The 24,566-nt window shown below is 52.0% G+C and carries 24 protein-coding genes; 8 read left to right on the top strand and 16 right to left on the bottom strand.

All coding sequences use genetic code 11. From position 1 onward, the window contains the following. Positions 1–8: 8 nt before the first annotated feature. The 4 genes from SIC18_RS02345 to SIC18_RS02330 form a co-directional block, all read right to left on the bottom strand. A complete protein-coding gene (locus SIC18_RS02345; protein ID WP_413430069.1) occupies positions 9–2,381 on the bottom strand; it encodes a putative bifunctional diguanylate cyclase/phosphodiesterase in 2,373 nt (790 codons plus the stop codon). A gap of 8 nt (positions 2,382–2,389) precedes the next feature. Next, positions 2,390–3,289, bottom strand: coding sequence for a phosphate/phosphite/phosphonate ABC transporter substrate-binding protein (locus SIC18_RS02340; RefSeq protein ID WP_413430068.1), 900 nt, complete (start codon positions 3,287–3,289; stop codon positions 2,390–2,392). Between the two features lie 398 nt (positions 3,290–3,687). Then, on the bottom strand, positions 3,688–4,893 hold the full coding sequence (locus tag SIC18_RS02335) for a mechanosensitive ion channel family protein (RefSeq protein WP_245407168.1): 1,206 nt from the start codon (positions 4,891–4,893) through the stop codon (positions 3,688–3,690). 77 nt (positions 4,894–4,970) lie between these two features. Continuing rightward, positions 4,971–6,209 (bottom strand): hypothetical protein, encoded by a 1,239-nt coding sequence (locus SIC18_RS02330; protein ID WP_413430067.1) that lies wholly within the window; start codon positions 6,207–6,209, stop codon positions 4,971–4,973. A 237-nt stretch (positions 6,210–6,446) separates the two neighbouring features. On the opposite strand from SIC18_RS02330, the gene SIC18_RS02325 reads away from it, so the two are divergent. Genes SIC18_RS02325 through SIC18_RS02315 form a run of 3 tightly spaced genes read left to right on the top strand, consistent with a single transcriptional unit; the run spans position 6,447 to position 9,007 of the window. After that, a complete protein-coding gene (locus tag SIC18_RS02325) occupies positions 6,447–7,421 on the top strand; it encodes an ATP-binding cassette domain-containing protein (RefSeq protein WP_413430488.1) in 975 nt (324 codons plus the stop codon). After that, entirely contained in the window at positions 7,421–8,218 is a 798-nt protein-coding gene (locus tag SIC18_RS02320; RefSeq protein WP_048347501.1) for an ABC transporter permease, read from the top strand. Before SIC18_RS02325 ends, SIC18_RS02320 begins: the two co-directional genes overlap by 1 nt. Next, a complete protein-coding gene (locus SIC18_RS02315; protein WP_048347500.1) occupies positions 8,219–9,007 on the top strand; it encodes an ABC transporter permease in 789 nt (262 codons plus the stop codon). Here the strand turns inward: SIC18_RS02315 and SIC18_RS02310 are convergent. Both SIC18_RS02310 and SIC18_RS02305 read right to left on the bottom strand, forming a co-directional pair. Continuing rightward, entirely contained in the window at positions 8,924–10,294 is a 1,371-nt protein-coding gene (locus SIC18_RS02310) for a mechanosensitive ion channel family protein (protein WP_048347499.1), read from the bottom strand. The two genes, SIC18_RS02315 and SIC18_RS02310, sit on opposite strands and share 84 nt — an antisense overlap. Then, positions 10,291–11,502, bottom strand: coding sequence for an extracellular solute-binding protein (locus SIC18_RS02305; protein WP_413430066.1), 1,212 nt, complete (start codon positions 11,500–11,502; stop codon positions 10,291–10,293). The genes SIC18_RS02310 and SIC18_RS02305 overlap by 4 nt, the downstream gene beginning before the upstream one ends. Before the next feature lie 172 nt (positions 11,503–11,674). On the opposite strand from SIC18_RS02305, the gene SIC18_RS02300 reads away from it, so the two are divergent. Beyond that, the gene (locus SIC18_RS02300) at positions 11,675–12,283 is read left to right on the top strand and encodes a TVP38/TMEM64 family protein (protein WP_084764271.1); all 609 of its coding nucleotides are present in this window, start codon (positions 11,675–11,677) and stop codon (positions 12,281–12,283) included. Positions 12,284–12,456: 173 nt separating this feature from the next. On the opposite strand, the gene SIC18_RS02295 is transcribed toward SIC18_RS02300, so the two are convergent. After that, entirely contained in the window at positions 12,457–12,615 is a 159-nt protein-coding gene (locus SIC18_RS02295; protein WP_245407166.1) for a hypothetical protein, read from the bottom strand. A 2-nt stretch (positions 12,616–12,617) separates the two neighbouring features. Here SIC18_RS02295 and SIC18_RS02290 point away from each other — a divergent pair, with 2 nt between their 5' ends. After that, positions 12,618–12,833: a hypothetical protein gene (locus tag SIC18_RS02290; RefSeq protein ID WP_413430065.1), complete on the top strand. Its 216-nt coding sequence runs from the start codon at positions 12,618–12,620 to the stop codon at positions 12,831–12,833. 130 nt (positions 12,834–12,963) lie between these two features. On the opposite strand, the gene ligA is transcribed toward SIC18_RS02290, so the two are convergent. Beyond that, on the bottom strand, positions 12,964–15,057 hold the full coding sequence (gene ligA, locus SIC18_RS02285) for an NAD-dependent DNA ligase LigA (RefSeq protein WP_413430064.1): 2,094 nt from the start codon (positions 15,055–15,057) through the stop codon (positions 12,964–12,966). A gap of 10 nt (positions 15,058–15,067) precedes the next feature. Beyond that, positions 15,068–15,487: a DUF4864 domain-containing protein gene (locus SIC18_RS02280; protein WP_048348378.1), complete on the bottom strand. Its 420-nt coding sequence runs from the start codon at positions 15,485–15,487 to the stop codon at positions 15,068–15,070. Between the two features lie 97 nt (positions 15,488–15,584). Between SIC18_RS02280 and SIC18_RS02275 the strand changes: the two genes are divergently transcribed. The 3 genes from SIC18_RS02275 to SIC18_RS02265 all read left to right on the top strand — a co-directional run bounded on the left by SIC18_RS02275 (position 15,585) and on the right by SIC18_RS02265 (position 17,338). Further along, positions 15,585–16,133 (top strand): SprT family zinc-dependent metalloprotease, encoded by a 549-nt coding sequence (locus SIC18_RS02275; RefSeq protein WP_250395751.1) that lies wholly within the window; start codon positions 15,585–15,587, stop codon positions 16,131–16,133. 106 nt (positions 16,134–16,239) lie between these two features. After that, a complete protein-coding gene (locus SIC18_RS02270) occupies positions 16,240–16,758 on the top strand; it encodes an RNA helicase (RefSeq protein ID WP_413430063.1) in 519 nt (172 codons plus the stop codon). Between the two features lie 58 nt (positions 16,759–16,816). Then, entirely contained in the window at positions 16,817–17,338 is a 522-nt protein-coding gene (locus tag SIC18_RS02265) for a DUF1269 domain-containing protein (protein WP_048347493.1), read from the top strand. Here the strand turns inward: SIC18_RS02265 and SIC18_RS02260 are convergent. The 7 genes from SIC18_RS02260 to rplI form a co-directional block, all read right to left on the bottom strand. Then, a complete protein-coding gene (locus tag SIC18_RS02260) occupies positions 17,311–17,775 on the bottom strand; it encodes a hypothetical protein (RefSeq protein ID WP_048347492.1) in 465 nt (154 codons plus the stop codon). The genes SIC18_RS02265 and SIC18_RS02260 overlap by 28 nt on opposite strands. Before the next feature lie 87 nt (positions 17,776–17,862). Next, positions 17,863–18,408: a chorismate lyase gene (locus SIC18_RS02255; protein ID WP_413430062.1), complete on the bottom strand. Its 546-nt coding sequence runs from the start codon at positions 18,406–18,408 to the stop codon at positions 17,863–17,865. A gap of 638 nt (positions 18,409–19,046) precedes the next feature. After that, positions 19,047–19,643, bottom strand: coding sequence for a M23 family metallopeptidase (locus SIC18_RS02250; protein WP_413430061.1), 597 nt, complete (start codon positions 19,641–19,643; stop codon positions 19,047–19,049). Between the two features lie 239 nt (positions 19,644–19,882). After that, a complete protein-coding gene (locus SIC18_RS02245) occupies positions 19,883–20,587 on the bottom strand; it encodes a DNA polymerase III subunit beta (RefSeq protein WP_413430060.1) in 705 nt (234 codons plus the stop codon). A gap of 24 nt (positions 20,588–20,611) precedes the next feature. After that, positions 20,612–22,561 (bottom strand): tRNA uridine-5-carboxymethylaminomethyl(34) synthesis enzyme MnmG, encoded by a 1,950-nt coding sequence (gene mnmG, locus SIC18_RS02240; RefSeq protein WP_413430059.1) that lies wholly within the window; start codon positions 22,559–22,561, stop codon positions 20,612–20,614. Positions 22,562–22,597: 36 nt separating this feature from the next. Then, the gene (gene dnaB / locus SIC18_RS02235) at positions 22,598–24,013 is read right to left on the bottom strand and encodes a replicative DNA helicase (protein ID WP_048347488.1); all 1,416 of its coding nucleotides are present in this window, start codon (positions 24,011–24,013) and stop codon (positions 22,598–22,600) included. Positions 24,014–24,075: 62 nt separating this feature from the next. Then, complete coding sequence (rplI, locus tag SIC18_RS02230; protein WP_048347487.1) at positions 24,076–24,534, bottom strand: 50S ribosomal protein L9; 459 nt, start codon at positions 24,532–24,534, stop codon at positions 24,076–24,078. Between the last annotated feature and the right edge of the window lie 32 nt (positions 24,535–24,566).

Raw genomic sequence — 24,566 nt, 5'->3', positions numbered from 1 at the left:
CTCCTTGATTAACTGACATGGTTGTAACTGCCATCTTTGTTAAATAAAAATCCTTGGGCATATTCACAGCCAAGGGATTCAAGGATGGTTTTTTGTCCGATAGTTTCTACCCCTTCTCCTATGAGTTCCATATTAAACGCTTTGGCCATGCTGATAATAGATTTGATGAGCTTGATCTCTGATTCTTGATGGATGTTTTGAATGTAGGTTCTATCTATTTTTAAATAGGTAAATGGTAGCTTTCTAAGGAGTTCGATTGAGGCATAGCCAGTGCCGAAATCATCTAGAGAGAAGCGAATTCCCTCCTTTTGAAGGGAGGTAATATGATCTAGTGCGCAATTGGTGTCTTCTAAGACGGCGGTTTCTGTTATTTCTATGCAGATTCTTTCGGGATCAATGTCTCTATCGCGAAGCTGATGCAAGAACTTTGAGGGGAATTTGTTTTCTAAAAATTGGATAGGACTTATGTTTATCGATATATAAGTATTTTTGTTATGACGTATTTTGCTTAATTCATCTTTGATTCCGTCGAGTATGGACTCTGTAATGGAATTAATAATGCCCGCTTCTTCCGCGCATGATATTAAGTATTGAATACTGTTTTTAAGACGAGGGCAACGAAAAAGGGCTTCATATCCAGCGATTCGTTGTTGTCCCTTGTTATTTAAAGAGCCATTGGTGTCTAGTCTTATAATTGGCTGCAAGAAAAGTCCGCTTTCGCCTGCGTCAATGAATGCTCTGAGTCTTTCTGCGGTAGTGGCTTTTGAAATAAGAGCTGATGCCATTCCTGCTTGATAGATATAGAAACAATTGCGCCCCATTCCTTTGGCTTTGTATAAAGCCATGTCCGCTTTGTCTAATAATGTTGCTGTAGACTTAGATTCAGTATTGGCGATGCAAATTCCAATGCTGCAGGTATTGTAAACAGTACAATTTGTGAGGCTAAAGGCATTTGATAATTTGGCTAGGAGTTTTCCTGCTATTGATGTGGTTAGGGTTTCTATCTCGCTGTTGCTTTTGTATGGAAGTCTAAAAATGATGACGAATTCATCCCCTCCAAGACGAGCTACAAAGTCATTGGCTCGTAAGCAAGATTTGATTCGGTTGGCAACCTGGATTAGAAATTGATCACCTGCCGCATGCCCATGAGAGTCATTTAAGAATTTAAAATTGTCAATATCAATGGCAAATATTGCTAAGTGATATTCATTTCTATTGAGGCCATTTACAGCATTTTTGAGTTCTTCCTCAAAGGAGAATCGATTTCGAAGGCCTGTTAAGGTGTCATAAAAAGCGAGATGGTTAATTCGCTGTTGTTGTTCTTTTGCCCGTGTAATATTATTCGCAACAAGAGCTATCACTGAAGGCTCATTATTGACGCTTTTTGTGACTACCGCTTCAACCTTCAAGGTTTGAATTTTTTCTGAACCGATTGGTTTAATGCGAACCTCAATTCCAGATACTTCGGGCAAGTGAGGTCTGCCGGTTTTGCGTTTAATGGTATCCAGGAAAAATTGAAACTTTTGATAATCATCTTTGATGATAAAATATTTCCAGTTTTCGCTTAGTGAATGAGTGGCTCTTTGCGCGATTCTGTGATATTTGTGTATGCCTAATAGTCGTCTCATCTTAAGTGATGGTAAGCATTGATTTGTTTGTAGATTCCACTCAACCCAGCCGTCATTGGTTCCTTCAAAAGCAGCATATGTTCGACCTTGGGCTTCCTGAAGCTGCTTAATTAACCCTGAAACTCGTGCAGTCTTTTCTTGCTCTATCTCTAGTTGACGGAGACTCGACCAGCTAAGTAATCCAAAAGCCGGTAGAAAGGCAACTCCAAATGCTCCAAAGAGAATAATCTCAATTTTGCGAATTAGTGCTAAGTCATTCTCGTCGTTGACTGCATGTCCTGTTACATATCCAAGGGGTAGATTGTTGTTTTCGATTCTTCTTTCTGCGTAAAAGTTTCCATTGTAAATTGTTTTGTTATTTGGCTCTTGTCTGCTTGCCTGACATTTTTCTGGTGGTTTGCCATATTGAATCGATGCAGGAGCACCCGGCTGCTCACGACTCGCAATTGACAATATTTTCCCGTTGTTATCCGAAACCAACAGGCATGTCACATGAAGGTCTTCATCAAGAATTCGTAGGAGAAGTGTATCAATATTGTTGTAGTTTTCAAGTAGGACATTTTCGCTAAGTTGTAATGCAATTCTGCTGATTGCTTGCTTGAAATTAAGATTTCTTTGTTCTTCTAAATTTCGAAGAATCCATCGGTCTGCTCCGAATAGAGCAATAAGGCCGCAGGATGCCATCAGTGTCAGTGGAACAGCGTTATGGCGGAAGACAAGGACTGCTTTTTTAATGTTAAATTTTCTTTTCAAGTGCCAGTTCATTGCACGTATTTTTCCAGCCTAAGATTTTTAAGTGGGGCGTAATCTTGAGTGTAGTTAGCCTTGATAGGGATTTTTATCTGAACTTGCCTAAATAGATTTTTTGAATTGGAATCTTTTGAAATCGTGATCCACGCATTTTGAACGTTCTTAATTTCTTCAGGGGGTAGCTCTTTCAGTGCTGAAAAGGGATGAGCTGGGTACCCAGGGGTCTCAACCAAGACAGATAGATTGGAGCGAAGCTCGTCGCTTTCGCGGTTGAATGTGTTGTTGACCCCGCCCCCAATAAGCTCCGAATCTCGTGCGACCCCGCGATAAACATTTTGATGCGTTTTCACGTATTTTGGATTGAACTTGATATTCTTCTTGTCAAGGTATGCCCGTGTCAGTAGTGATGCGCCAAATGCATTGGGTGCCGGCAGCAATAATGTGCGTCCATTGATTTGCTGTACGGAATTAATATTGCTGCCTTTGTTGGTCACAATGATCCCTGTGAGCAAACGTTGCTTGTCCCTAATGATAGGTTGATAGATATCGCTTACCATCACCTGATGGTATGGGTTCATAAAGGCATAATCGTAAGACCCTGATTTGAGCCCTACTTCAAATGACGGAATTGATTTTTGTTGTTCGAGCTTGAAGCATATATTTGTGCGCTTTCCTATTTCTGTAAGAAGAGGCCAGTAATCAGAATGAATTCTCGAGGCGGAGAATTGAGGGACAATGGAAACTGTTCGAAGTTTTGCATCTGCGGAATGCTCACCCGCGCAATCTTTCACCGTATTTGTCGCAAGCCTTGATTCGTTGCTAGATTCAATTCTTTTTGATTGATTATAATTGCATCCAGCGATTACTCCGGCAAATGCTATGAGTAGGAGCTTTATCGTTAAAATAGACATTCTTGATTGCATTGAGTGTTAGGGTTTGGACAGGCTTGTGTTTGCCAAAAATGTTCCTATCGTTGATCTTTTATGGTAATCATGTAACCGTGGATATCAATAGTATAGGTTGTTAATTTGGTATTGTCTCTTGAGCTTGGGGTTCGTGATCTCTTTTAAGTTAATTTTAGGCTTGTAATGTCATTGTCAATGACTCGTCTGGCGTGTTCCCAGTCCCTTGACGACTCAGTTGCTCACTGTTGTGAAGGACTGAGAAAGATCGATTGAGTTGGTGAAAGGCAGCCTGTTTGCAGGAACTCTGCGACTTTTTGTGTCTTGTCAGATTCAATCCAGGGATGCCTTTGGGTAGGCAGTGAGCTGCAGACACTGCAGTGCTAGCTGCGCTAGCCCGAAAACGATTAGGAGTGATCGTGCGGGTTTCGCTGGGATTGCAGGCTTGATTGACTGTTGGGTGGCCACTCCATCGGATAGACCTGGCGTTGTGGGAAGGGGATGCCAATCCCATGGTCGTTGAACGCAGTCCAGATCTCCTGACGCAAGTTACTACTCACGGTGAGAGCCTCGAGGGGATGACGGACCGAGTACTTGAGCTTGTAGTTGATCGACGACTCTGCAAAGTCGATCGCGAAAGCTTTGGGTGCAGGATGTAGTAGGACCCTTGGATGTTGGCAGGCAACCTGCTCGAGAAGTGCCATCACCTGCTGCGGTTCATGGTGATAGGCAGCACCGACAACCACTTCGTCTCGTCTGAAGTTTTCGCCAGCGGTGAATGATTCAGCATCTTGATTGAACAAGGTTTGGTTGGGAATGAGCAGTTCAGCGTCATCCCGTTCCCGTGATAAGAGTGTGGCTCGAAGTAATAATTTGTTGACTCGGCAAGGCTCGCCTTTGATCATCAGAATCTCTCCCGGTCGGATGGATCCTTCGAACAAGAGCCAGATTCCACTGAAGATATTGGCAAAGATTTCTTTCACTCCGAAACCAAGGCCAACCGACAATCCTGCTGAAATGGTGAGTAATGCTGTTGCGTTGAAACCAGCCTGAAGGGCCACAGCCAGGAGGCCAAAACTGATGAGCAGATATCGAACAATGATTTCAATCGCATGGCGACTTTGATCACTGAATTTTAGGGCTGCTTGTGATAACCATGAGATCAGAAATGCGATCGGTGCGCTGGCGATCAGAATCAGATAGAGGCCGATGAGGGAAGAAAAAAGTTTACCGAGCGCCAGTTTGGAATCCAGCAATGTGCCCACATTAATGAGACCGATGGATGAGAGGCTGCTGAGTCGATCGATGCAGTAAAGCAGTGCAAAAACCAGGATGGCCGGTCTTGCCAGTCGCCTGAGCCATCGGGCTATTCGATCCTTCGGGTTGCGTTGGATTAGCTTCTGTTCGATCCACAACAGCAGGTTCCATGCTGCCCAGATCGATCCAAAGCGGATTGTGATTCCTGTGGGAATGGATGCCACCCCAAGCAAAATACTGATGACAATCAGTGTCAGAGGACCTACGGCCAGACAAGTGCTGAGTGAGGCATTTTTTCTGCTGAGCTGTTTGCGAATGAAGCCGTCAGTGATCAGTGCGCAGGGAATTAAGATCAACTGCCATGTAACAGCTGCTCGATCAATGTATCCAGTCCAGGATGAAATCTCGAAAAGGAGGTTATTCATTATTTTCCTTATTTGCCCAAGTTGGTTAAAGTCTGAACTGCTTCGTCAACGCTGATGATCCCACTGGTTAATTTTGCTAGTGTTGTGTCGACTTTAAGATAGTTCTCGGGTGTTCCTAGGTATTGAAGGATCATGGGCCACTCCTTGAGATAGCTGAGTGATTGTTTGTTCCAGGATTCGTTGTAGGCCTTGAGTGTTTGTGAGCTTTGATTTGGAATATCAACATCCTTGTTCGCTGGTAGGAAATCCTCTGTTCGAAGCATCAGTTGCCTTTGTCCTACCGCATTGGTATTCGATTTCACATAACTTAGAGCAATCTCCCTTTGTGACGGGCTTGAATCAGTGCCCAGGCCAAAAGCAAGCAAGAACGGCGAAGCAAAAGCTTTAGTTTGAACTCCATTCGGAAGGATGGCAATGCCGAGGTGTTCCCCCATTTTCTCTTTGAGTTCCAGTACTTGATAAGAATGGCAGGAGATCCAGTCAAGATTATTCGCTGCCAATTCATTGATAAGTTTAGATTGCTGGCTGTAAAAGGAGATGTTTTGGTAATAAGCCGCTTGTCGTAACCATGTGATCCATTCTTTGATTTTGGCTTGCAGTTTGTTTTGACTTGTCTTGTTCACCAGCGAGCTGATGTCTGGGATTGCACCGGTAGAACCAGCCGTCCAAAAGATCTCATTGGTGCGCGTTGATAGTCCGATTCGAACGCCGCTGGCGCCAAGCTCTACCAATTCTTGGATTGTTTCAGGCGGTTGTTTTACGGCCTTGTTGTTGTAACAAGAAATCTGTGGAAGGATTGCATAGGGAGCGAAAAGAAGTTTGTCATCAACGAAAGAGATGTTTTTGATGACCTCGTCGTACTGTTGTCTCCACTGGAGGCTATTGGGAAAGGCGCTCAGTAGTGAGTCTTGATAAAGATTTCGCAGTGCATAATCAGGTCCTAAAATTAGGTCTGGTCCAAGGTTGAGTTTGCTATCTTCGCTGATCTGATCGTTCATTGAATTCTCTCTGTAGGCAACTGTGACAACACGCGTGTTGGGATTTGTTTTGAGGAATAGCTCAGTCGAAAGGCGAATTCTCTTTTCCGTGCGCTGTTTAGAGGTCTGTGTGAATTCGTTGTCTGGAATTGGGTAGGCAATATAAAGAGTGCTGGCTGGCTTGTTGGCTGATGAGCAGCCCGCAAGCAAGAGCGGCAACATCATTGTTGCGGTTGTGATGGTGTTGATTAATCCAGCTCTTGTTGGCATGCCAGGGATTCTGTCCAGGATTAGCTAATTGTCTTTGATGATGCTTATCATTGTAGACGGGAGTTGAGTTCAGCGCATGAGTGTGCAGTCTTTATCAATCAGCTTTGTTTGCGATGATTGAGTTGATTTGTGCAGATTCCATCTTGACTGGAATTAACTTCAGATTTTGCGCATATAGGTTTGAAGCTTCTACTCTTCTCTCAGAGTCTGGTGTGATCCCTGAACCCTTCATCTTCACTGATCACGGTTGAACAGCTGAGCAAGATCTATCGGGTTGCTGATAAGCAGCCTGGCCTGGCTGGCACCCTCCAGCATTTTGTGAATCGTCGTTATCGCGATGTGTCCGCGGTACGAGACGTTTCCTTTGTCATTGAACCTGGGGAGATGGTGGGATTTCTTGGTGCCAATGGCGCGGGCAAAACCACCATCTTGAAAATGTTGTGTGGCTTGATCAATCCGAGTGCGGGCCAGGTGGTCGTTGCAGGTCATCAACCGCAAAAGCGTCATCCAGACTTTTTGCGCCGGATCACGTTGGTGATGGGGCAGAAGCAGCAGTTGCTGTGGGATCTGCCACCGATGGATTCCTTGAGGGTGAATGCTGCGGTGTACGGCATTAACGATCGGGATGCCAATCGCCGTATTTCCGAGCTGTCGGATTTGTTGGAGTTGGGAGAGGAGCTCACCCGACCTGTTCGTAAGTTGTCGTTAGGCCAGCGCATGAAAGCCGAGCTGCTCGCGGCTTTGCTTCATCAGCCTGAGGTGTTGTTCCTTGATGAGCCCACCCTTGGCTTGGATGTGAATGCGCAAGCCCGGGTTCGGAAGTTTTTGTCGGATTACAACCAAAGGACTGGTGCCACTGTGCTGCTCACGAGTCATTACATGGCAGATATCACGGCCTTATGTCCGCGTGTGTTGTTGATTCATCAGGGGCATTTGTTCCACGATGGACCGCTTGATCGCTTGGCAAGTCGGCTTGCGCCCGAGCGCCATGTTCGCCTCGAACTTGCTGCTCCCGTTGGGGCTGAGGCATTTTCTGGCCTTGGCAGGCTCGACAGTTGTCGCGACTGCGAGGTGAACTTGCGAGTACAGCCTGATCAGCTCACTGCCGTTGTGGCACAACTTTTGGAACGCTTTGACGTGCGTGATCTGGAGGTGAATGATCCCCCGATTGACCAGCTGATCGGTGATCTGTTTCGCCAGGGAGGTGTTTGATGCGGATTTTTGGATTGAATCGCAAGATTATTAGAGTTTTATTGGGCACGGAATACGCTCATATGTTGGAATATCGAGCCGAAATCGCCCTGTGGGCTCTTTCGGGTGTTCTCCCGTTTATCATGCTCAGCCTTTGGAATGGCAGTGATGCTCGCGGTGTGTTGGGGATGGATGGTGTAGGCCTTGATCGTTATTTTTTGAGTGCCTTTTTGGTGCGACAGTTTTCTGTTGTTTGGATGGTTTACGACTTTGAAGAGGATGCTCTCACTGGCAGATTGTCTCCATATCTTCTTCAGCCACTCCATCCGCTCTGGCGATATGTCGCAAGTCATCTTGGCGAGCAGCTCACGCGTTTGCCTTTTGCTGCGGCCATCACCGCGATTTTCTTTCTGATTCAGCCCAAGGCCTTCTGGTTGCCATCCTTGGGTCATTTTGTTCTGGCTTGGTTGGCCACATGGATGGCCTTCTCGATTGCTTTTTTGTTGCAAAGCCTGATTGCTTCACTTTGCTTTTGGAGTGAAAAGGCCAGTGCTCTGGAGAGGTTGTTGTTCATTCCCTTCCTCTTCTTGTCTGGTCTGCTTGCTCCTCTCACCGCTTTTCCACCCCTCGTTCGTGCGTTGGCTCAGTGGACGCCCTTCCCCTATCTGATTGACTTTCCGGCGCGTGTTTTAGCGGAACAACCTGTTGACTTGTTGGCTGGATTTGCAATCCAGTTCGCCTGGATTGCGCTGCTTTTGCCGCTTGTGCTTCTGCTTTGGCGCGCTGGGGTTCGGCGGTACAGCGCGATGGGGGCCTGAATGGGGCGTTACTTCAAAAGTCTCCGGCGATTTTGGGGAACAGCCGTGGCCTCACAGTTGGAGTATCAATTCAATGTTGTGATTGAGTTGATTGCGGTTGGCTTGAGCTTGCTAGGCAGCCTGTTCATGCTCTCTCTCTTTTTTGGACCAGGCCGTGAGTTGGGTGGGTGGAGCTGGCACGAAGCCTTGATTGTTCAGGGTTTTTATACGGTTCTCGATGGGGTGGCCAGCACCTGGTTACGCCCCAACCTGTCTTCGATCGTGACCCATGTGCGTGAAGGAACGCTTGATTTTGTACTGCTGAAGCCGATTGATAGTCAGTTCTGGTTGTCATTGCGGACCATCTCACCAGCAGGGTTGCCGGAGATTGTTCTTGGCTTGTTATTGGTGATTTGGGGCGGGCATCAGGCTGGTGCTGCTTTGACACCTCTCGGCATTGCGGTGGTGTTGGTGATGCTTTTCGCTGCTGGGTTGATCCTCTATTCACTCTGGTTTTTAATTGCCGCGACCAGCATTTGGTTTGTGAAAACCTGGAATGCCACTGAGGTTTTGCGGGCTGTGTTGGCATCTGGTCGCTATCCCGTAGCAGCCTATCCAGCGCCCTTGCGTTTGCTCTTCACCTTGGTGATTCCAGTGGCATTTCTGACGACTGTTCCGGCTGAAGTCGTGCTGGGGCGGGCTAACGCCCCCATGCTCTGGCTTGGGTTAGGCCTCGCTGTTGGGTTTTTCGTCGCTGCCCGTCAGTTCTGGTTGTATGCCTTGAGGTATTACACCTCCGCCTCCAGCTGAGTGCAGACTTTGTTGAAGGTTTGGTGGCCATTCCATTGGATACACCTGACGTTGTGGGAACGGAATGGTGATTCCTTTCTGTTCAAATTGCTTCCAGATTGTTCGGCGTAGATCACTGCCAACTTCAAAGGAGTCGAGGGGATTGGCCACCCAGAAACACAACTTGTAATTGATCGAAGAATCAGCAAAGTCGATAACGAATGCGTTAACTGGTGGATACTCCAAAACTTTTTTGTGCTCTTTGGCAATTGTTTTTAATAGCTCCACAATCATGTCGGGGTCGTGATCGTAGGCCGCGCCAACCACTACACTGTCGCGCCTTGATGTTTCTGTTGCGGTGAAGGATGTTGCTTCTGTTGTGAAAAAAGTTTGATTGGGTATTAATAGTTCGGCCCCATCGCGTCCTCGTCTGAGTTGCGTGGCTCTCAGTCTTAGATTTCGCACTGTGCAAGGGTCACCATTGATCATTAAAATTTCACCTGGCCGCACTGAACCCTCAAACAACAACCAGATGCCGCTAATGAAGTTCGAGACGATTTCCTTGACACCGAAGCCGATTCCTACAGAGAGTCCGCCCGCAATGGCGATGAAGGCGGTGCCGTCGATACCGATGTAGTAAGCAACTGCGATGACCCCAACGATGATCACGCTGTAGCGGAATAACAGCTCTAGACCTCTTCGATTGCGTGGACGGACTCCAAACAACACCCCACTGAGCCAAGCTAAAAAGGTTGCAGGCCTAGACGCCAGGGTGATGATCACGTAAATCGCGATTACAGCGAGGTAAATTCGGCCAAGAGTGAGCTCTACTCCAAACAGATTGGCGATAGGAGTTTGCGACAGGTTTTCTGTGCTTCCCATCAACCTCACAAAAGAAAGGGAGGCCACGATAACGTAAACAGGCCTTAAAAATGTGCTTTCTAATTCATTAACCGGAAATTTTTTGTTGATATTTAGAAGTAACGTTTTTAGAGGTGTGAATGACATCCAGCCCAGCCAGAGCAGTCCGAAGTAACGCAGTAGTCCCCATGGCAGGCCTGCCAGGAGAAATAGGGCAGAACTGATTAAGAGAAGTAGAGGGCCGATCAGCACTCGGATGTATTCAGGAAATAGCCTGTGTCTCACACTCCTTCGAAGTGCACCGCGTTGTTCCGCGACCATCACAACGCCAACCACAAGTAATTGAAGAAGAACAGTGCCCCGGTTGAGATACGCCCCCCAGCTCACTAGCTCGTTGAGAATGGGCCCAGGGCCGATGGTGATGAGGTAAGACATAGGTAAAGTCATGGCTTGGCTTTGATCTGGTTTTGGAGTTCTGTGGCTGCTTGCTCGGGAGATAATCCATCAAAAATCAACTCATTAAGTGTTGACTGAATATCTTTTTCTAGTCTTGGCCTAGCATCGATTGCGGAGATAATGGCATCACCGCGACTCACGCGCTCGTTTTCCTCTTCACTGAATTTGTCAAACCCGAGAGATAATTGTTTTCTGACGATTAGTGCCGCTGCAGGATTGACTGGATAGCTCGTTTTGTATTTGAGGGCAAAGGTTTTCTGAGCCCAGGGCTGCACCATGAAATTGAGCAATCTCAGGCTTTCTGCGCGTTGACGTTTGCTTGAGTTTTTACCAAGAGCCCAGACCTGTAAGCGAGTGATTGGTGTTGCTCGTCCAAAGTCTCCACTGGGTAATGGGGCGACTCCGAGATGATCTTTGAGCGCTTCACGTAGTTGCGGTAGTTGGGAGCTCCAACAGCTGATCCAACTCATCTCTCCTCCGATAAGTCCTTGCCGAAGTGAGGCTTGATTTCTCAAAAACACAATGTTTTGCTGATAGCTGGATGCCTTGAGCCATCGCATCCATTGGGTGAGTCGTTCATGGGCTGCAACAGAGGCTTTTTTGCCTGCGAACGAGGTGGCTAAGGCCTCTCCAGCACCAAAGCTTCCAAGGCTCCAGTACAGATCCTGGATGTTGGTGACCATCCCAAAAACTTTTCCCTTGCCACTGGCTGCCGACAATTCCGTCAGCGTTTTTGGCGGCTCTTTCAGCTTGCGTTTGTCAAAGCATGCCAGCTGCAAATATTGAGAGACCGGTTGACCGGCAAGAGTTCCGTTGTCAGTTTTGACGCGCTCAAGAGCTGAGGGGGATATCAATACCCGCTTTTCTTCCGTCAGCTGGATCGGGGTGGTGATGCCTTTCGCAAGAAGGGTCAAGGCCTGATTGCTATCTGTGATCACAAGATCTGGTCCCAGTCCGCTATTGGTTCGAACTCTTAGTTCCTGTTCCAGTGACTCTGCGGCGTAGATCGAGGGATGCAACCTGATAGCAGGCTGCATTTCTTTTAATTGCTGTTGAAAATCCTTGCTGATCTTCCGTTCGGAATGAAATCGACTGGCGGATTGTTGTTCATTTTCATTGCTGGCTTGAGCCACTTGCAAGAGGGTTGAATCTTGGCGATCGGTGATGGCACAGCTTCCGAGCATGGACGTGCTCAGCAAGACCGCGATGCGACACCTGTTGCTTTTGATCAGGGCAAAAAGGCGTTGCACAGCATGACCTCTTGGACGGTTGTCCAATCTTTATCTTAAAAGAGGTCATGACTCCGTTTCCCTCCCAACCGGTCAGCATGGAAAGGTGGCTTCGGATGGGCTTGAACCAATGATTGAGGGGATGTCGTGGTTTGAGCCCCTAACGCTGTGGCTGCGCTCCCCTCTGGGCGGATTGGTCTTCATCCCGCTCTATGCGGTTTGGGTGACCCTGCTGCTCCCAGGGGTATGGGCTTCGATGTTGGCTGGAGCTCTTTATGGCACTTGGTGGGGAAGCCTGATTGTGTTTGTGGGGGCCTGTCTCGGCGCAGAGTCAGCGTTCTTGCTCGGCCGATATTGGTTGCGCGATTGGACGAGCCAGCGTTTGACTCACTATCCAAAGCTTCAGGCTGTGGAGCGGGCTGTCAGCCGAGAGGGGCTCAAGCTTGTGCTTTTAACGCGTCTATCTCCAGCGTTTCCCTTCTCGTTGCTGAATTTGGTTTATGGCCTCAGCGAGGTGAGTTTGCGTGAGTACAGCATTGGATTAGTAGGAATTCTGCCAGGCACCATTTTGTTTTGCGCGTTGGGCGCACTGGCAGGTGATGCAGCTCGTTTTGGTGAGGTGCTCGCTGGAGAAGCCTCAGCACAGGCCTGGATCCTTCGTGTGGTGGGCGTCTTAGCCACGGTTGGAGTGGTTTGGTTGGTCGGGCGCGCAGCGAAGCGAGCTTTGACGGACGAGACGATCGAACTTTAATAACAGCTCTTGAAAACAATCGATTTGATGGATACTTCCAGTGTCATTGAAAATAGGATCGGGAGAAGTTTTTGTTTTTAATGGCTCTTTTTAAGTGTTGAAAGCGCTGATTCGGTGACTTCTTCTAGGGCTTCAAACTTGTTGGGAGTGGTTGTGATTGCGAAGTAAGTGGTTCAGTCTGGGGCCTGGACTGGAAGGTCACGTGCAGCGGCAATCACTACAAACCATCCCAGGCGAAGCTTTGCCGCAATGCCTTTGCGAGAAGCCAAGTCAATGTACTTAGCGCGACCACATTCGGTTTTGATCCAGCGGAAGGCCTGAGGTGAGCTCATGATTGTTTGCTTTTGGTGAAATTGTATTTGAAGGTTTGATTTGGAATCAAGCAGGTTTTAACGCTGTTATCGTCAACTTCAAAGTCCTCTCTTTCTCTCGTGGTAATCCCTTGATGGAACTCATCAATGATCATTGGTGCCATCACGCCTTGTTGGGCATGGAGGACAAGTTTAAGTCTACTTTTCTCATGGGTGTGGATTCTTTTGGCCGTCTTTAATGGCTGATCTGAACAGATTAAAGGTGGCAAATTGAGCGTCAACGTTTTGGTGAATATTCAAGGCCTGTTGGGATGCGTCCTCCCGTCCAAGGAGATTCTGAATAGGGCGTGGCATGCCTGAGAGGCGTCTCTAAGCAGAGTTTTTCAGCAGATTGTGAAGCGCTTCTTCGTCAAGGATTTTGACTCCCAGTTCCTGGGCTTTGGTGAGTTTGCTTCCAGCCTCTTCGCCTGCCACGAGATAGCTGGTTTTTTTACTAACGGAACCCGACACTTTGCCGCCGCAGGCTTCAATTTGTTCTTTGGCTTGAGAGCGGGTGAGTGTAGGCAGGGTGCCGGTCAGTACAAATGTGGAACCAGATAGGTGATCGTTGGCGGCCGCCGTAATAGCGCGCGCTTGTTCTTCTTCGTTGAGCGACAGGCTGAATCCGAGGCTGCGCAACTCTTTGAGTAGCCGCTGATTTGCAGGGTTGGAAAACCACTGCTGCAAACTTTGGGCAATTTCTTTGCCGACACCAAAAATTGCAGTGATGCTGTCGGGTGCATAACAAGCCGCTTGATTTAGGTCGTCTGCGTTGGAAAAAGCAGTGGTAATCGCCTTGGCATTGACGTCTCCAACGTGATGGATGCCGAGGCCGTACAGCTGTCTGGCCCATCCTTGAGAGCGGGATGCATCCAAAGCTTGAATTAAATTCTCGGCGCTCTTTGTTCCCATGCGCTCCAGGCTGCCGAGCAGGGCCATATCGAGGCGATAGAGGTCTGCAATCGACTGGACGAGGCCTCGATCCACTAGTTGTTCAATCAGCTTGCTGCCCAGCCCATCCACATCCAAGGCTCCCTTGCTGACCCAGTGGCGCAGGGCACCGCGCAGGATCGCTGGGCAACTGCTGTTGATGCAGCGCGTGGCCGATTCGCTGGTTTCGCGCACCAAGGTGGATCCGCAGGCTGGACAGGTCTTGGGTAGCTCCACGGGTTGGGCCAGCGCTGGTCGTAGTTCCGGCAACACCCGCACCACTTCAGGGATGATCTCTCCGGCCTTGCGCACCACAATGGTGTCGCCGTTGTGGAGGTCGAGCTCCAGGAGCCTGTCGGCGTTGTGCAGACTGGCCCGGCTGACGCTGGTGCCGGCCAACAGTACGGGCTCAAACTCGGCTACGGGGGTGATCACTCCCGTGCGACCCACCTGACAGCTGATCCTAAGGATTTTGGTTGGAGCTTCTTCCGCTGGGTACTTGAGCGCAATTGCCCAGCGTGGTGCTTTCTGGGTGAAGCCTGCGGCATCCTGCAGCCTCAAATCATTGAGCTTCACCACCACACCGTCGGTGGCGTAATTGAGCTGCCGTCTCTCTGTGTCCCAGGTCTCGAAGAACTGCTCCACCGCTGGAAGATCTGGCAATAAACCCGCATTTGGATTCACCTTGAATCCCGCATCTGCCAGCCACTGCAGGGCCTCCCATTGCGTGAGCGGTCGCCGACCTTGCCAATCGTCCGGAAGGTGAAGTGTGTAGGCGAAAAAATCCAGCCGTCTTGCGGCAACAACGCTTGGATCCAGTTGGCGCAACGTTCCCGCGCAGGCATTGCGGGGATTGGCAAAGAGAGATTCGTCGCGGCTTAGACGTTCGTTGTTGATCGCATGAAAGGTGGTGTCGGGGATGAAGGCTTCCCCGCGCACTTCCACCCAGGCTGGTGCAGGTTCGAGGTGCAAGCGCAAGGGAATGGAGCTGATGGTGCGCACGTTGGCGGTGATCTCTTCTCCCTGTTCGCCATCCCCGCGCGTTGCCGCTCGAACGAGCACGCCGTTTTCGTAGCTCAGGGCGAGGGCATTGCCGTCGATTTTGAGTTCTCCCACCATCGCCAGGGCTGTTGGGGTAGATCCTTCTGCTGGTGCCCGATCGAGCACCTTGAGCAATCGGCCATACCAGCCATGGAGCTCGTCTCGGTTAAACGCATTGTCGAGGCTGAACAGGGAAATCCTGTGGCTCACGCTCCTGAATCCTTCCGCTAGACGCCCACCCACCCTCTGGGTGGGGCTGTCTGGGCTCACCAATGTTGAATCCTGGTGCTCTAACTCTTGAAGTTCCCTGTAAAGCTGGTCATAGACCGGATCTTCCATCTCCGGAGCGTCGAGCACGTAATAAGCGTGAGCAGCCCGATTGAGCAGGCGCCGCAATTCTTCCGCTCTCGATTGAGAACTGCTGGATGATCTCAGCGGCTGCGAGCTGCTCAACGCCTCGTGCTCAGCTGTTCACGGCGACAATTCGCTCGATCTTCCAAGAATCATCCATCTTGATGAAAGTGAAATCCAGAGGCATCTCTTCTTTGTCCTCTGCGATCAACTTCACCGTCAGGATGATGTTGCCTTCCTGAAGCCTCGGGCGACCAGATTTGAGATTGCGGAAGCGGTTCAGCTTCAAACCCGCCAAGTAACGAATGAACTGTTGGCGGTTCACATGTTGGCGATAGTTCTTGGTGGTGAGCAAGTAAGCGGCATCGATCCTGCCCGCTGCCACTTGCGTGAAGAACTGCTTAATCAGCGGATTGATGCCACGGGCGCTCAGCACAAGCTTCACCGCCGTGAATGTCCAGTAGAGGAGCAAGGCTCCACCCCCGGCTAGCAATGCCTTACTACCGATCTCGCGAACCAAGCCCAGTTCCATCGGGTGCATCCGAATGAGTGCAGATTCTGACTGACTGGATGCAGGAACGAGGCAGACTGGGCCGGCTTTCGTCCTGTTTGGCTTTTTCGCAGTCCCCATGCCCCTCGAGCCACTGCTGCCGTTGTTTCACAGGCTCAATCGAGAACACTTCGGTGGTTGCTTGGTGCGGGGTACTGGACCCCTAGTCGCCTTGCGCTGGAGTGATGGACGGATGCGAAAGACGGCTGGCTTGTATCGCCGCGGCACGGCGGTGGCTCCGCCGCTTGGACGGGAGATTGTGCTCTCAAAACCCTTGCTCGATCCTTTGCCTCGCTGCGCGACAGAGAGCACCCTTTGTCATGAAATGATCCACGCCTGGGTGGATCTTGTGTTGGGTCAACGAGAGAGTCATGGCCCTTGCTTTCGGGCCCAGATGGAGGCGATTAATGCCTCGCAAACCCGATTCAAGGTGAGTATCCGCCATCGTTTTCCGGTTCAGCAGACTCCCCCTCGCTGGATTGCCATCTGCCCTATGTGTGGACAGCGGACTCCTTATCGGCGCAGGGTCAGGCAAGCGGCTTGCAGGTTGTGCTGTGATCGGCATCATGACGGTCACTGGCATGTGAGTTGTCTACTCAGCTATGTACCTGCCCCCGCTCAGGATTGAGATGGATTTGTTTCTTTGGGTCCTAGAAGCTGGTGGGGTGTCGATCGCGTTAATTGGTTGGCAAAGAGAGCGTTGGCTGCAGCACCGGCGTCGTTAAGGTCAGAAGATGGATGGACGTTTTCAACCGCGGCAGCGCAGTCAGGGGCAGCGCAATCAGGACATTGGTGATCGGCGATTTGATCAGTGGATTGAAACCGGTCGCCAACTGGTCGATGGTGTGGCTGGTACGCGACCCGGTCGACGTTCTTCCGGAGGCGCGCGTCCTTCAATGGATCTCGAATCAGTGGGCCGCTGGGTTGGCGACAAGATCGATTGGCTGATGGACGACGAAGAGGACTGGCGGGATCCGGTAAAACCGCCACTGCGGGAGGATTCGACTGCGATATCAAGTCGTAAACGCCCTCTCGATGCAATCTCACGCCGGAAGGTCGTTGCGCCGGTGCCTGAGCCCGAGTCCACCCATGGGGGGGATGACAACAGCTGGCCTGATGACGAAAGCTTCCGTGTGGAGCGCTGGTCCCGTTCTGCAGCCTCTCCATCAACAGCCGCAGCGACCCCGCCTGTGTCCCGTGGACCTGGCCCATCCAGGCGCCCATTGCCTCGCTCCAGTAGACGACGGGAATGATCACGAGACTGATCGCTGGAACGATTGATCCCTAACCTTCTAAAAAGAGTTTGTTGGTATGAGCAATTTGGTGGTTGTGGGCTTCCCAAAAGCTCAAGAAGCGGAGGAGGTCCGTCGCGAGTTGGTCACAATCCAGCAAGAGCATCTGATTGCGCTTGAGGATGCAGTGGTGCTGGAGCACGGCGAAGACGGTCATGTTCACCTGCGTCAGGCAATCAACATGACGGCGGCTGGAGCGATGGGAGGCAGCTTCTGGGGCTTGTTGATCGGTTTGGTCTTTGCCAATCCTTTGCTGGGTCTCGCAGTTGGCGCTGGTGCAGGGGCTGCCTCTGGATCGCTCAATGACATGGGCATTAACGACAACTTTTTGAAAGAACTCGCGGAAACCCTTCCTGAGGGCAGTGCTGCTTTGGCGTTATTGGTGAGGGAGGCCACGCCCGATCGTGTCATCGAGCGCTTGCGTCGCCATGCGCCTCATGCCCGGTTGATCCACACCAACCTCAGTCATACCGATGAAGACCTGCTGAAAGAGCAACTCGAGAAGGCACGACGTCAGGCTGAAGCACTCAGGTTGGGTTGATTAGAGGCTGGAGAGCTCTCTACGAAGCGTTGGACCTGAAAGCGACAGCCTCGATCGCTGAGCTGAAGGTTCACCTCTTCGATCAGATCCAATGGCAGATCTTCGGCCATTTGCTCCGGGCTCGTGGAGACCGAGGCCGATCCTTCTTCCATGGCTTCGAGCAATGTCACCCACTGCGCAACCTGTTCGCTGCGATTGATGGGGTGATTGCCATGGGGGCAGATCACGGTGGAGCAGATGTCCACGTTCCAGCGGTTTGAGGGCCTGTGGTGATGGTTGTTGTGGAGCTGGGCTGCACCGGCTGCAATCGCTTCTGGCGTTGGATGTCCATTGCTGTCGAGCCATCCTTCATGGTCGAGAGCGTGGCCGCAATGTCTGGCTGAAAGCCCAAAGCTGCGTCCAAGGTCGGACAGGGTTAGCCATTGGGATGTCGTCATAAAACCACCGCAATTAGCGACATGATCCCGACCGCATGACCTACGGCAAGATCGCAAGCACGAATTTAGTAAAAACACTAGCTTTCTTCATCTAGAAAGATGAAGTGGTTGGCGTGGAGTGGCTCCTAGCCATTGTTCCAAGGCAGGGCTGAACACTTCACGAATCACTGTGAGCTCCCGTCCTTGACGGAAAAACCGATAGTGGCGACTCCAAAACGGTCCAGAGCAGCGAAACCGGTCTTCAAGCCAGGGTTCTTGGACGAGCGCTAAACCATCCACTTCGCGAAAGAGCTCAGTGCGACCCTGCGTGAGGCTGAGCCAGATTGGCAGGTTTCGGTCTTGCAACTGCTGGTTGGCTTCGTCCTGATTCCACCAACTTTCAGCCCACGCCACAGTTCGCCCGCCACAGTTCAGCCAGACTTGACGGCGGAGCAAGGGAGGCGTGAGTTCTTGGACTTCGCGTGGGAAGCCGATCGAATCCAGTCCCCCTACTTCTGTGGCCATGGCAATTAATTCCACGGCCACGGCGTGTCCTGTGAGGAGGCGCAGGTGACGGGTTGGACTGCCGTCTCCGAGGAGCATCAGTCTCCAGGGGCCGGGTAATTCCCCTGGGTCATCCCCGGCCACAACCATTGCGGCAGGTGCTTCCCATAAGCAAGTGGGGGAAGGTATGAGCCCAGACGGCAATGCCTGCTTTGAAGGTGATGTCAGAAGGCACCTCCCGCCGAGACGGATGGGAGATTGATATTGGAAGCTTTGCGTTGCAAACCCTGCGGCATCAGTGAAATCTGGCGCACCCTAACGAGCCTTTCCTTGTGCGAAGAACAGCAGGGGCCTAGGCGATCCGCTCAGGAGGCGTTTCGATGGACACCAGCTCAGTAACCACTGAAGCGAAGCGCTAGCTCAAGGGCGCCAAGTCCGCAGAGAAAGGTTCCGCCAAGTAATGCAGCTTCTTTAAAAGAACGAGCCATGATCATTAGGGCAGAACCCACGACTAACGCTCCAAAAAATCTAAATGGAATCTCGAGCTCCAATATTGAGACGTGTTGCATGAATCAATCATCAGGCGCCTTTGCGGCACTGATTTCACTCAACTTCATGAAGTTCTCGGCAGGAAGGTTCAAGGTCCCAGTTTTTGCAGGCTTAAGGCAACGCTTCGAAACTTTGATTTACCGATCTAAATTTATAAATGTCTAATTAGGGGCCGGTTGGCTGTCTTTTCTTGAGTACATTGACTCACATCTGGCCAGTCATTCATTGTTGGCAGTGACTCAACGCAACGCGTTTTGATTCAGAAGTGGGCCTGGGTCAATCGCCATGATCTGTCCATTCTTGAATCGACGGAGTTCGAAATGGAGATGAGAGGTGCTTGCGTGGCCGCTTTTTCCTACATTCCCGAGTAGGTCTCCGGTTTGGATGAGTTGGCCGGGCCTGATGCGAGCGTTAAGTAAATGTGCGTAAAGCGTTTGCCAGCCATTGCCATGATCCAGTAAGACAGTCAATCCGTACCCAGAAATGGGTTGCACTAACAATGCTTTTCCAGAGAGTGCAGCCAAGACTCCTGTTCCAGAGGGAGCGATCAAATCATGCCCTGTATGTAAGCGCCATTGATCTCGATGGTCTGAAAACCGCCAGCCGTAAGGACTCACTTCCTGGGCAAGATAAAAAAGCGGATATTGGAGTCTGATCGTCTCTCCGCGTCTGATTGGCCACAAGCGTTGAGGAAGCGGTCTGACTTTTGGCCCCAGAAGTGCAAGGTCGGAAACGCTCGTCAGCATTGGCGTATCCCTTGGCCGTGGGGGCTTGGCATCGGCCTGGGTGCTGGCAAGAATGGCGAACAGCAATACGGCGAATATCTGTCGATGCATAGCGGCATGCGTAATCAATTCGTTGTATCTCTCATTCGAGAGAATGCAACGCTTTAAAACAGTCGATCCGAGAACTTATGGGTGGCTAATAGTGCTTTTGAGAGGCACTCTTTCAAGAACCACTTCCCCTTGTGTTGTGTTTGCTTTTCAGCCAAAACTATTGAGGGCTTTTAGGTTTCTGCGTGGTTTGTTTTGAGTGAATTGGGGACATTGGCAGATCGTTGATTGGATCTTTTTGTTTAGAAAGCGCCTCCGATCGAGAGGGATTCGCGTGCACCGTTGCGTTCAATCACGGCACCTGTGCTGGAAATGCTCAGCAATGACCAGCCACTGTTGCCGATGCTGTCGCCAGGTGTTGCAGAGAGCGATTGGTTGTCTAATTGGAAGATGGCCGATCCCCCCACTTCAGCGTGCACAACTCCCACGAGAGCAGGCTTGCTCATCGGAGCTGGCGCTACAGCACTTGCCTCTGAGTTGGATGGGGAGGCACCGGATAAGGCTGTGACAGGCGCAATCGCTGCACTGAGCGGCAGCGTGAGCGGTTCAAGGCTGGGCAGGGTCGTAACAACCTCAGGTTGCTCTGGTTTGGGAGACGCAGAAGCAGAGGAGGTAGGGGTGGCGCCTGCTTTGAGCTTCTCAGTCAGAGCCAGATTGCGCTCGCGATAGAGGGCTTGCTCGGACAGCTGCCAACTGCGTGCCCACCAAGCACTACAGAGCAGGGCTCCGAGCGTCACGCCAATCAGGGTGAGCTGCTGCCATGGCTGAGTGCCGCGAGGCGTTGTTGGGAGAGGATCCGCAAGGGGGTGATTGGCTGGATCTGTTGCCGGTGCCAGTTGAATCTCAACGGCCTTCAGGGAGGGTTCCGCTTCTTGGAACACCTGGTCCATGACCTGTTCAGCGCGCAGATTCCAATACGCCGTGGATGTGGAGAGGCGAGAGGGCACTGCAAACCTTTGGTTGAGGCAAAGTTATCGAGAGTTGACGCTGCTGGCGAGACCTTCTTTCTTTTGGGATCGGCGTTTTTGAAGCTCCAGCCAAAGCAACAGGGCCGTGAGGTCTGCTTGGCTAACCCCAGGAATGTGTGTGGCCTGGCCCAAAGTTGTGGGTTGAATGGCAGTGAGCTTTTCGCGCGCCTCTCGCGACAAGGTGCCGATGCTGGCGTAATCGAGATCGGCGGGAAGTTTGCGCAGGCTTTGGCGTTTGACTTGATCGATCTGTTGTTGCTGGCGCTGCAGGTAACCGCTGTATTTAATGTCGATTTCCGCGCCCTCTCTCACCGCAAGGGGAAGATTGGCATCGGCTAGACCATGGCGCACAAGATCAGAGCTGTGAACGCCTGATCGACGCAAGAGATCCGCGAGCGTGATCGAGCCTCGGATCGGAGCTCCGCTTTCTTTCTCAACACTTGGTGCGACAGGGTCGCTGACCTTGAGGCGCACTGTTTCGAGGCGCTGCTTTTCGTCCTCCATGGCCTGGAGCTTGTCGTTGAACAGCTTCCAACGCCGGTCGTCAATCAGTCCAAGCTCACGGCCCAGGGGGGTGAGGCGACGGTCGGCGTTATCACCACGCAACACCAGGCGGTATTCACTGCGGCTGGTCAAGACCCGGTACGGCTCGCGTAAGTCTTGGCTCACCAGATCGTCGATCATCGTGCCGATGTAGCTGCTTTCCCTCGGGAAATGCACGGGCTCCTGTCCTTCGATCAGGCGGGAGGCGTTGAGCCCAGCGACAAGGCCTTGGGCCGCGGCTTCCTCGTACCCAGTGGTGCCGTTGAGTTGCCCGGCACTGAACAGACCCCGCACCCGTTTGGTTTCCAGGGAGGGTTTGAGTTGGGTGGCGGGAAGGTAGTCGTAATCCACGGAATAGGCCGGCCGAAGCATCACGCATTGCTCCAAGCCTGGGAGGGTGCGCAGCAGTTCCAGTTGGATCGTTTCTGGCAACCCCGTAGAAAAGCCCTGCACGTAAATCTCTGGAGTGTCGCGTCCCTCTGGTTCCAGGAAAATTTGGTGGGAGTCTTTGTCGGCAAAGCGCACGATCTTGTCTTCGATCGAGGGGCAATAGCGTGGGCCTTTGCTGTCGATGATGCCGCCGTAAATCGCAGTGAGATGGAGGTTGTCTTTAATTAGTTGATGCGTTGCCGCTGTGGTGCGGGTGATGTGGCAGCTCATCTGTTCGCCGCTGGCCCAGGCCATGGGGTCAAACGAAAAGAAGCGATCGGCGGCATCGCTTGGTTGTGCTTCCAATTGGTCGAGCGCAATGCTGCGCCGATCAACGCGGGCAGGGGTGCCGGTTTTGAGCCGATCGGTTTGGAATCCCAGCTGCTTTAAGGCGTCGGTTAAGCCTTCGGCGGCCTGTTCGCCCGCCCGCCCGGCAGACATCGATTGATGGCCCACCCAAATGCGACCGCCAAGGAAGGTGCCAGCGGTGAGCACTACGGCTTGGGCGCCGTAAACGCTACCGAAGTAGGTGCGAACCCCTGTAATTCGTGCCTGTCCTGCTGTCTCTGGATCCCCATCCACTTCGAGGCCGGTCACCATCGCTTCGCGCAGGGCCAGGTTGGGGGTGTGATGCAGCAGTTGCAGCATCTCTCTTGAGTAATGGCGTTTGTCGGTCTGGGCGCGTAGGGCCCATACGGCAGGGCCGCGGCTGGCGTTCAGTATCCGTTTCTGAATGGCGGTGGCATCGGCGAGGCGTCCAATCACCCCACCAAGGGCATCCACCTCATGCACAAGCTGGCTTTTGGCTGGTCCACCAACGGCCGGATTACAGGGCTGCCAGGCGATCCGGTCGAGATTGAGAGTAAAAAGGGCGGTCCTTAACCCCAATCGAGCAGCCGTGATTGCAGCCTCGCAACCGGCATGACCGCCCCCTACGACAATCACGTCGAAGACTTCGGTGGGGGAAGGGCTGAAACTCATAGCCTCTTTGTTTTAGTTCCTAAGCGGGCTCCTCGCTCAGGCCGCCAGGTTGCGGAAGCGAGTGAACTGCGGCTCAAACAGTAGTTTCACGGTGCCAACGGGACCGTTGCGGTGCTTGGTCACGATCACTTCAGTGATACCTCGGTCTGGGGTCTCCGGGTTGTAGTACTCGTCGCGGTAGATCATCAACACCAGATCGGCGTCTTGCTCAATTGAGCCTGATTCCCTCAGGTCGCTGAGCATGGGGCGTTTGTTGGTGCGCGATTCCACTCCGCGGCTGAGCTGAGAGAGGGCGATTACCGGCACGTTCAGCTCGCGGGCCATGCCCTTGAGCCCCCTGGTGATCCGCGAGATCTCCTGCACTCGATTGTCGGGGCTGGAACCCTCCATGAGCTGCAGGTAATCAATCACCACGAGGCCAAGCTCTTTTCCTTGTTCGGCCATCAGCCGGCGACAGAGCGAGCGCATCTCAAGGACTCCTGAGTTCGGCTTGTCATCGATGTACATCGGTAATTGCCCCAGGGTGTTGATGCCTTGGCCCAGCAAGGGCCATTCCTCCTGTTGCAGCCGGCCGGTACGCAGGCGGCCCGCTTCGATGCCAACCTCCATCGACAGCAGGCGGTAGGTGAGTTGCTCTTTGCTCATCTCCAAGCTGAACATGCACACCGGAAGGTTGTGCAATTGAGCCACGTTTTTGGCCAGGTTGAGCACGATCGAGGTTTTGCCCATCGCTGGGCGGCCGGCCACGATGATTAGGTCGCTGCGCTGCAGGCCTTGGGTCATCGCATCCAGGTCGTAGAAGTTCACCGGAATGCCCGCTACCGAGGTGCCAAGCGATCGGCTTTCGATCTCGTTGAAGGTGCTGGTGAGAATTTCAGCGGTGGGAGTGAGGCCTTTGGAGGGTTTCTCTTGGCTGATGGCAAAAATTTTCTGTTCGGCCTCATCCAGCACCTGCTCCATTGGCAGGCTTTGGTCAAAGCCAAGCTGAATGACCTCATTGCCGGAGCGGATCAGCTGCCGGCGCAGGAACTTATCCATCACCAGCCGAGCCACCTGCTCGATGGAGGCTGTGGATGCCACCCGTTCCACCAGCTCCACCAAACGGCTGCTGCCGCCAACTTTCTCAAGCGATCCCGTATCGGCCAGCCAGGCGGTCATCGCGGTGAGATCGGTGGGCTTGCCCTGGCTATGGAGCATCACCGCGGTCCGAAAGATCTCCCGGTGGGCACCTAGATAGAACGCCTCGGCTTGGAGCACGTCGGCAACCCTTCCAATGGCGTCGGGATCCAACAAAATTCCCCCCAAAACCGCTTCTTCCGCTTCCAGGTTCTGGGGTGGAAGCGAGTCGGGTAGAGCTTCGAAATTGGGCTCGTCGCGTTGACGGCCTTTGCCGTAGCCCCGCTGTCCCCCACCTTCGCTCGCGCTGTGATCAGGTTGGGAGACACTCACCATGGCAGTGAACTGGCGCCGTTAAGTCCTCACACTCTGGCTGGCCGTGAAGCCCATGCCAAGAGTCAATAACTGACGACTTCGAGGTTGATTTCTGCTGTGACTTCGCTGTGCAGCTTTACCTGCACCTTGTAGGAGCCCGTGCGATGGATATCGGGAACGGTGATGTCGCGGCGATCCACTTCCTTCTTGGTGGCCGATTCGATCGCTTCGGCCACGTCGCCATTGGTCACGGTGCCAAACAGCACGTCGTCTCCACCTGTTTGCTTCTTCACTGTGAACCGCCCGATCGTGTCGAGAGCGGTGCGGAACGCCACAGCATCCTGCTTGAGGGTGGCTTGCCGCTCAGCTTCCTTGGCCCTGCGGTGCTCGACCTGCTTCATCACCGCTGGGGTGACGGGAACAGCTTTGCCGAAAGGAAGCAAGAAGTTGCGTGCGTATCCGGGTGCTACGTCAACCAGATCGCCATCGCGGCCCAGGCTGAGGATGTCCTCATTGAGTACGACTTGTACGCGCTTGGCCATGGCGATTTAGAAGAGGTTGACGATGAGAAGCG

The sequence above is a fragment of the Synechococcus sp. Cu2B8-bc1011 genome (assembly GCF_047302735.1).
GTDB lineage: Bacteria > Cyanobacteriota > Cyanobacteriia > PCC-6307 > Cyanobiaceae > Synechococcus_C.
This window is presented reverse-complemented; position numbering and strand designations above follow the sequence as displayed.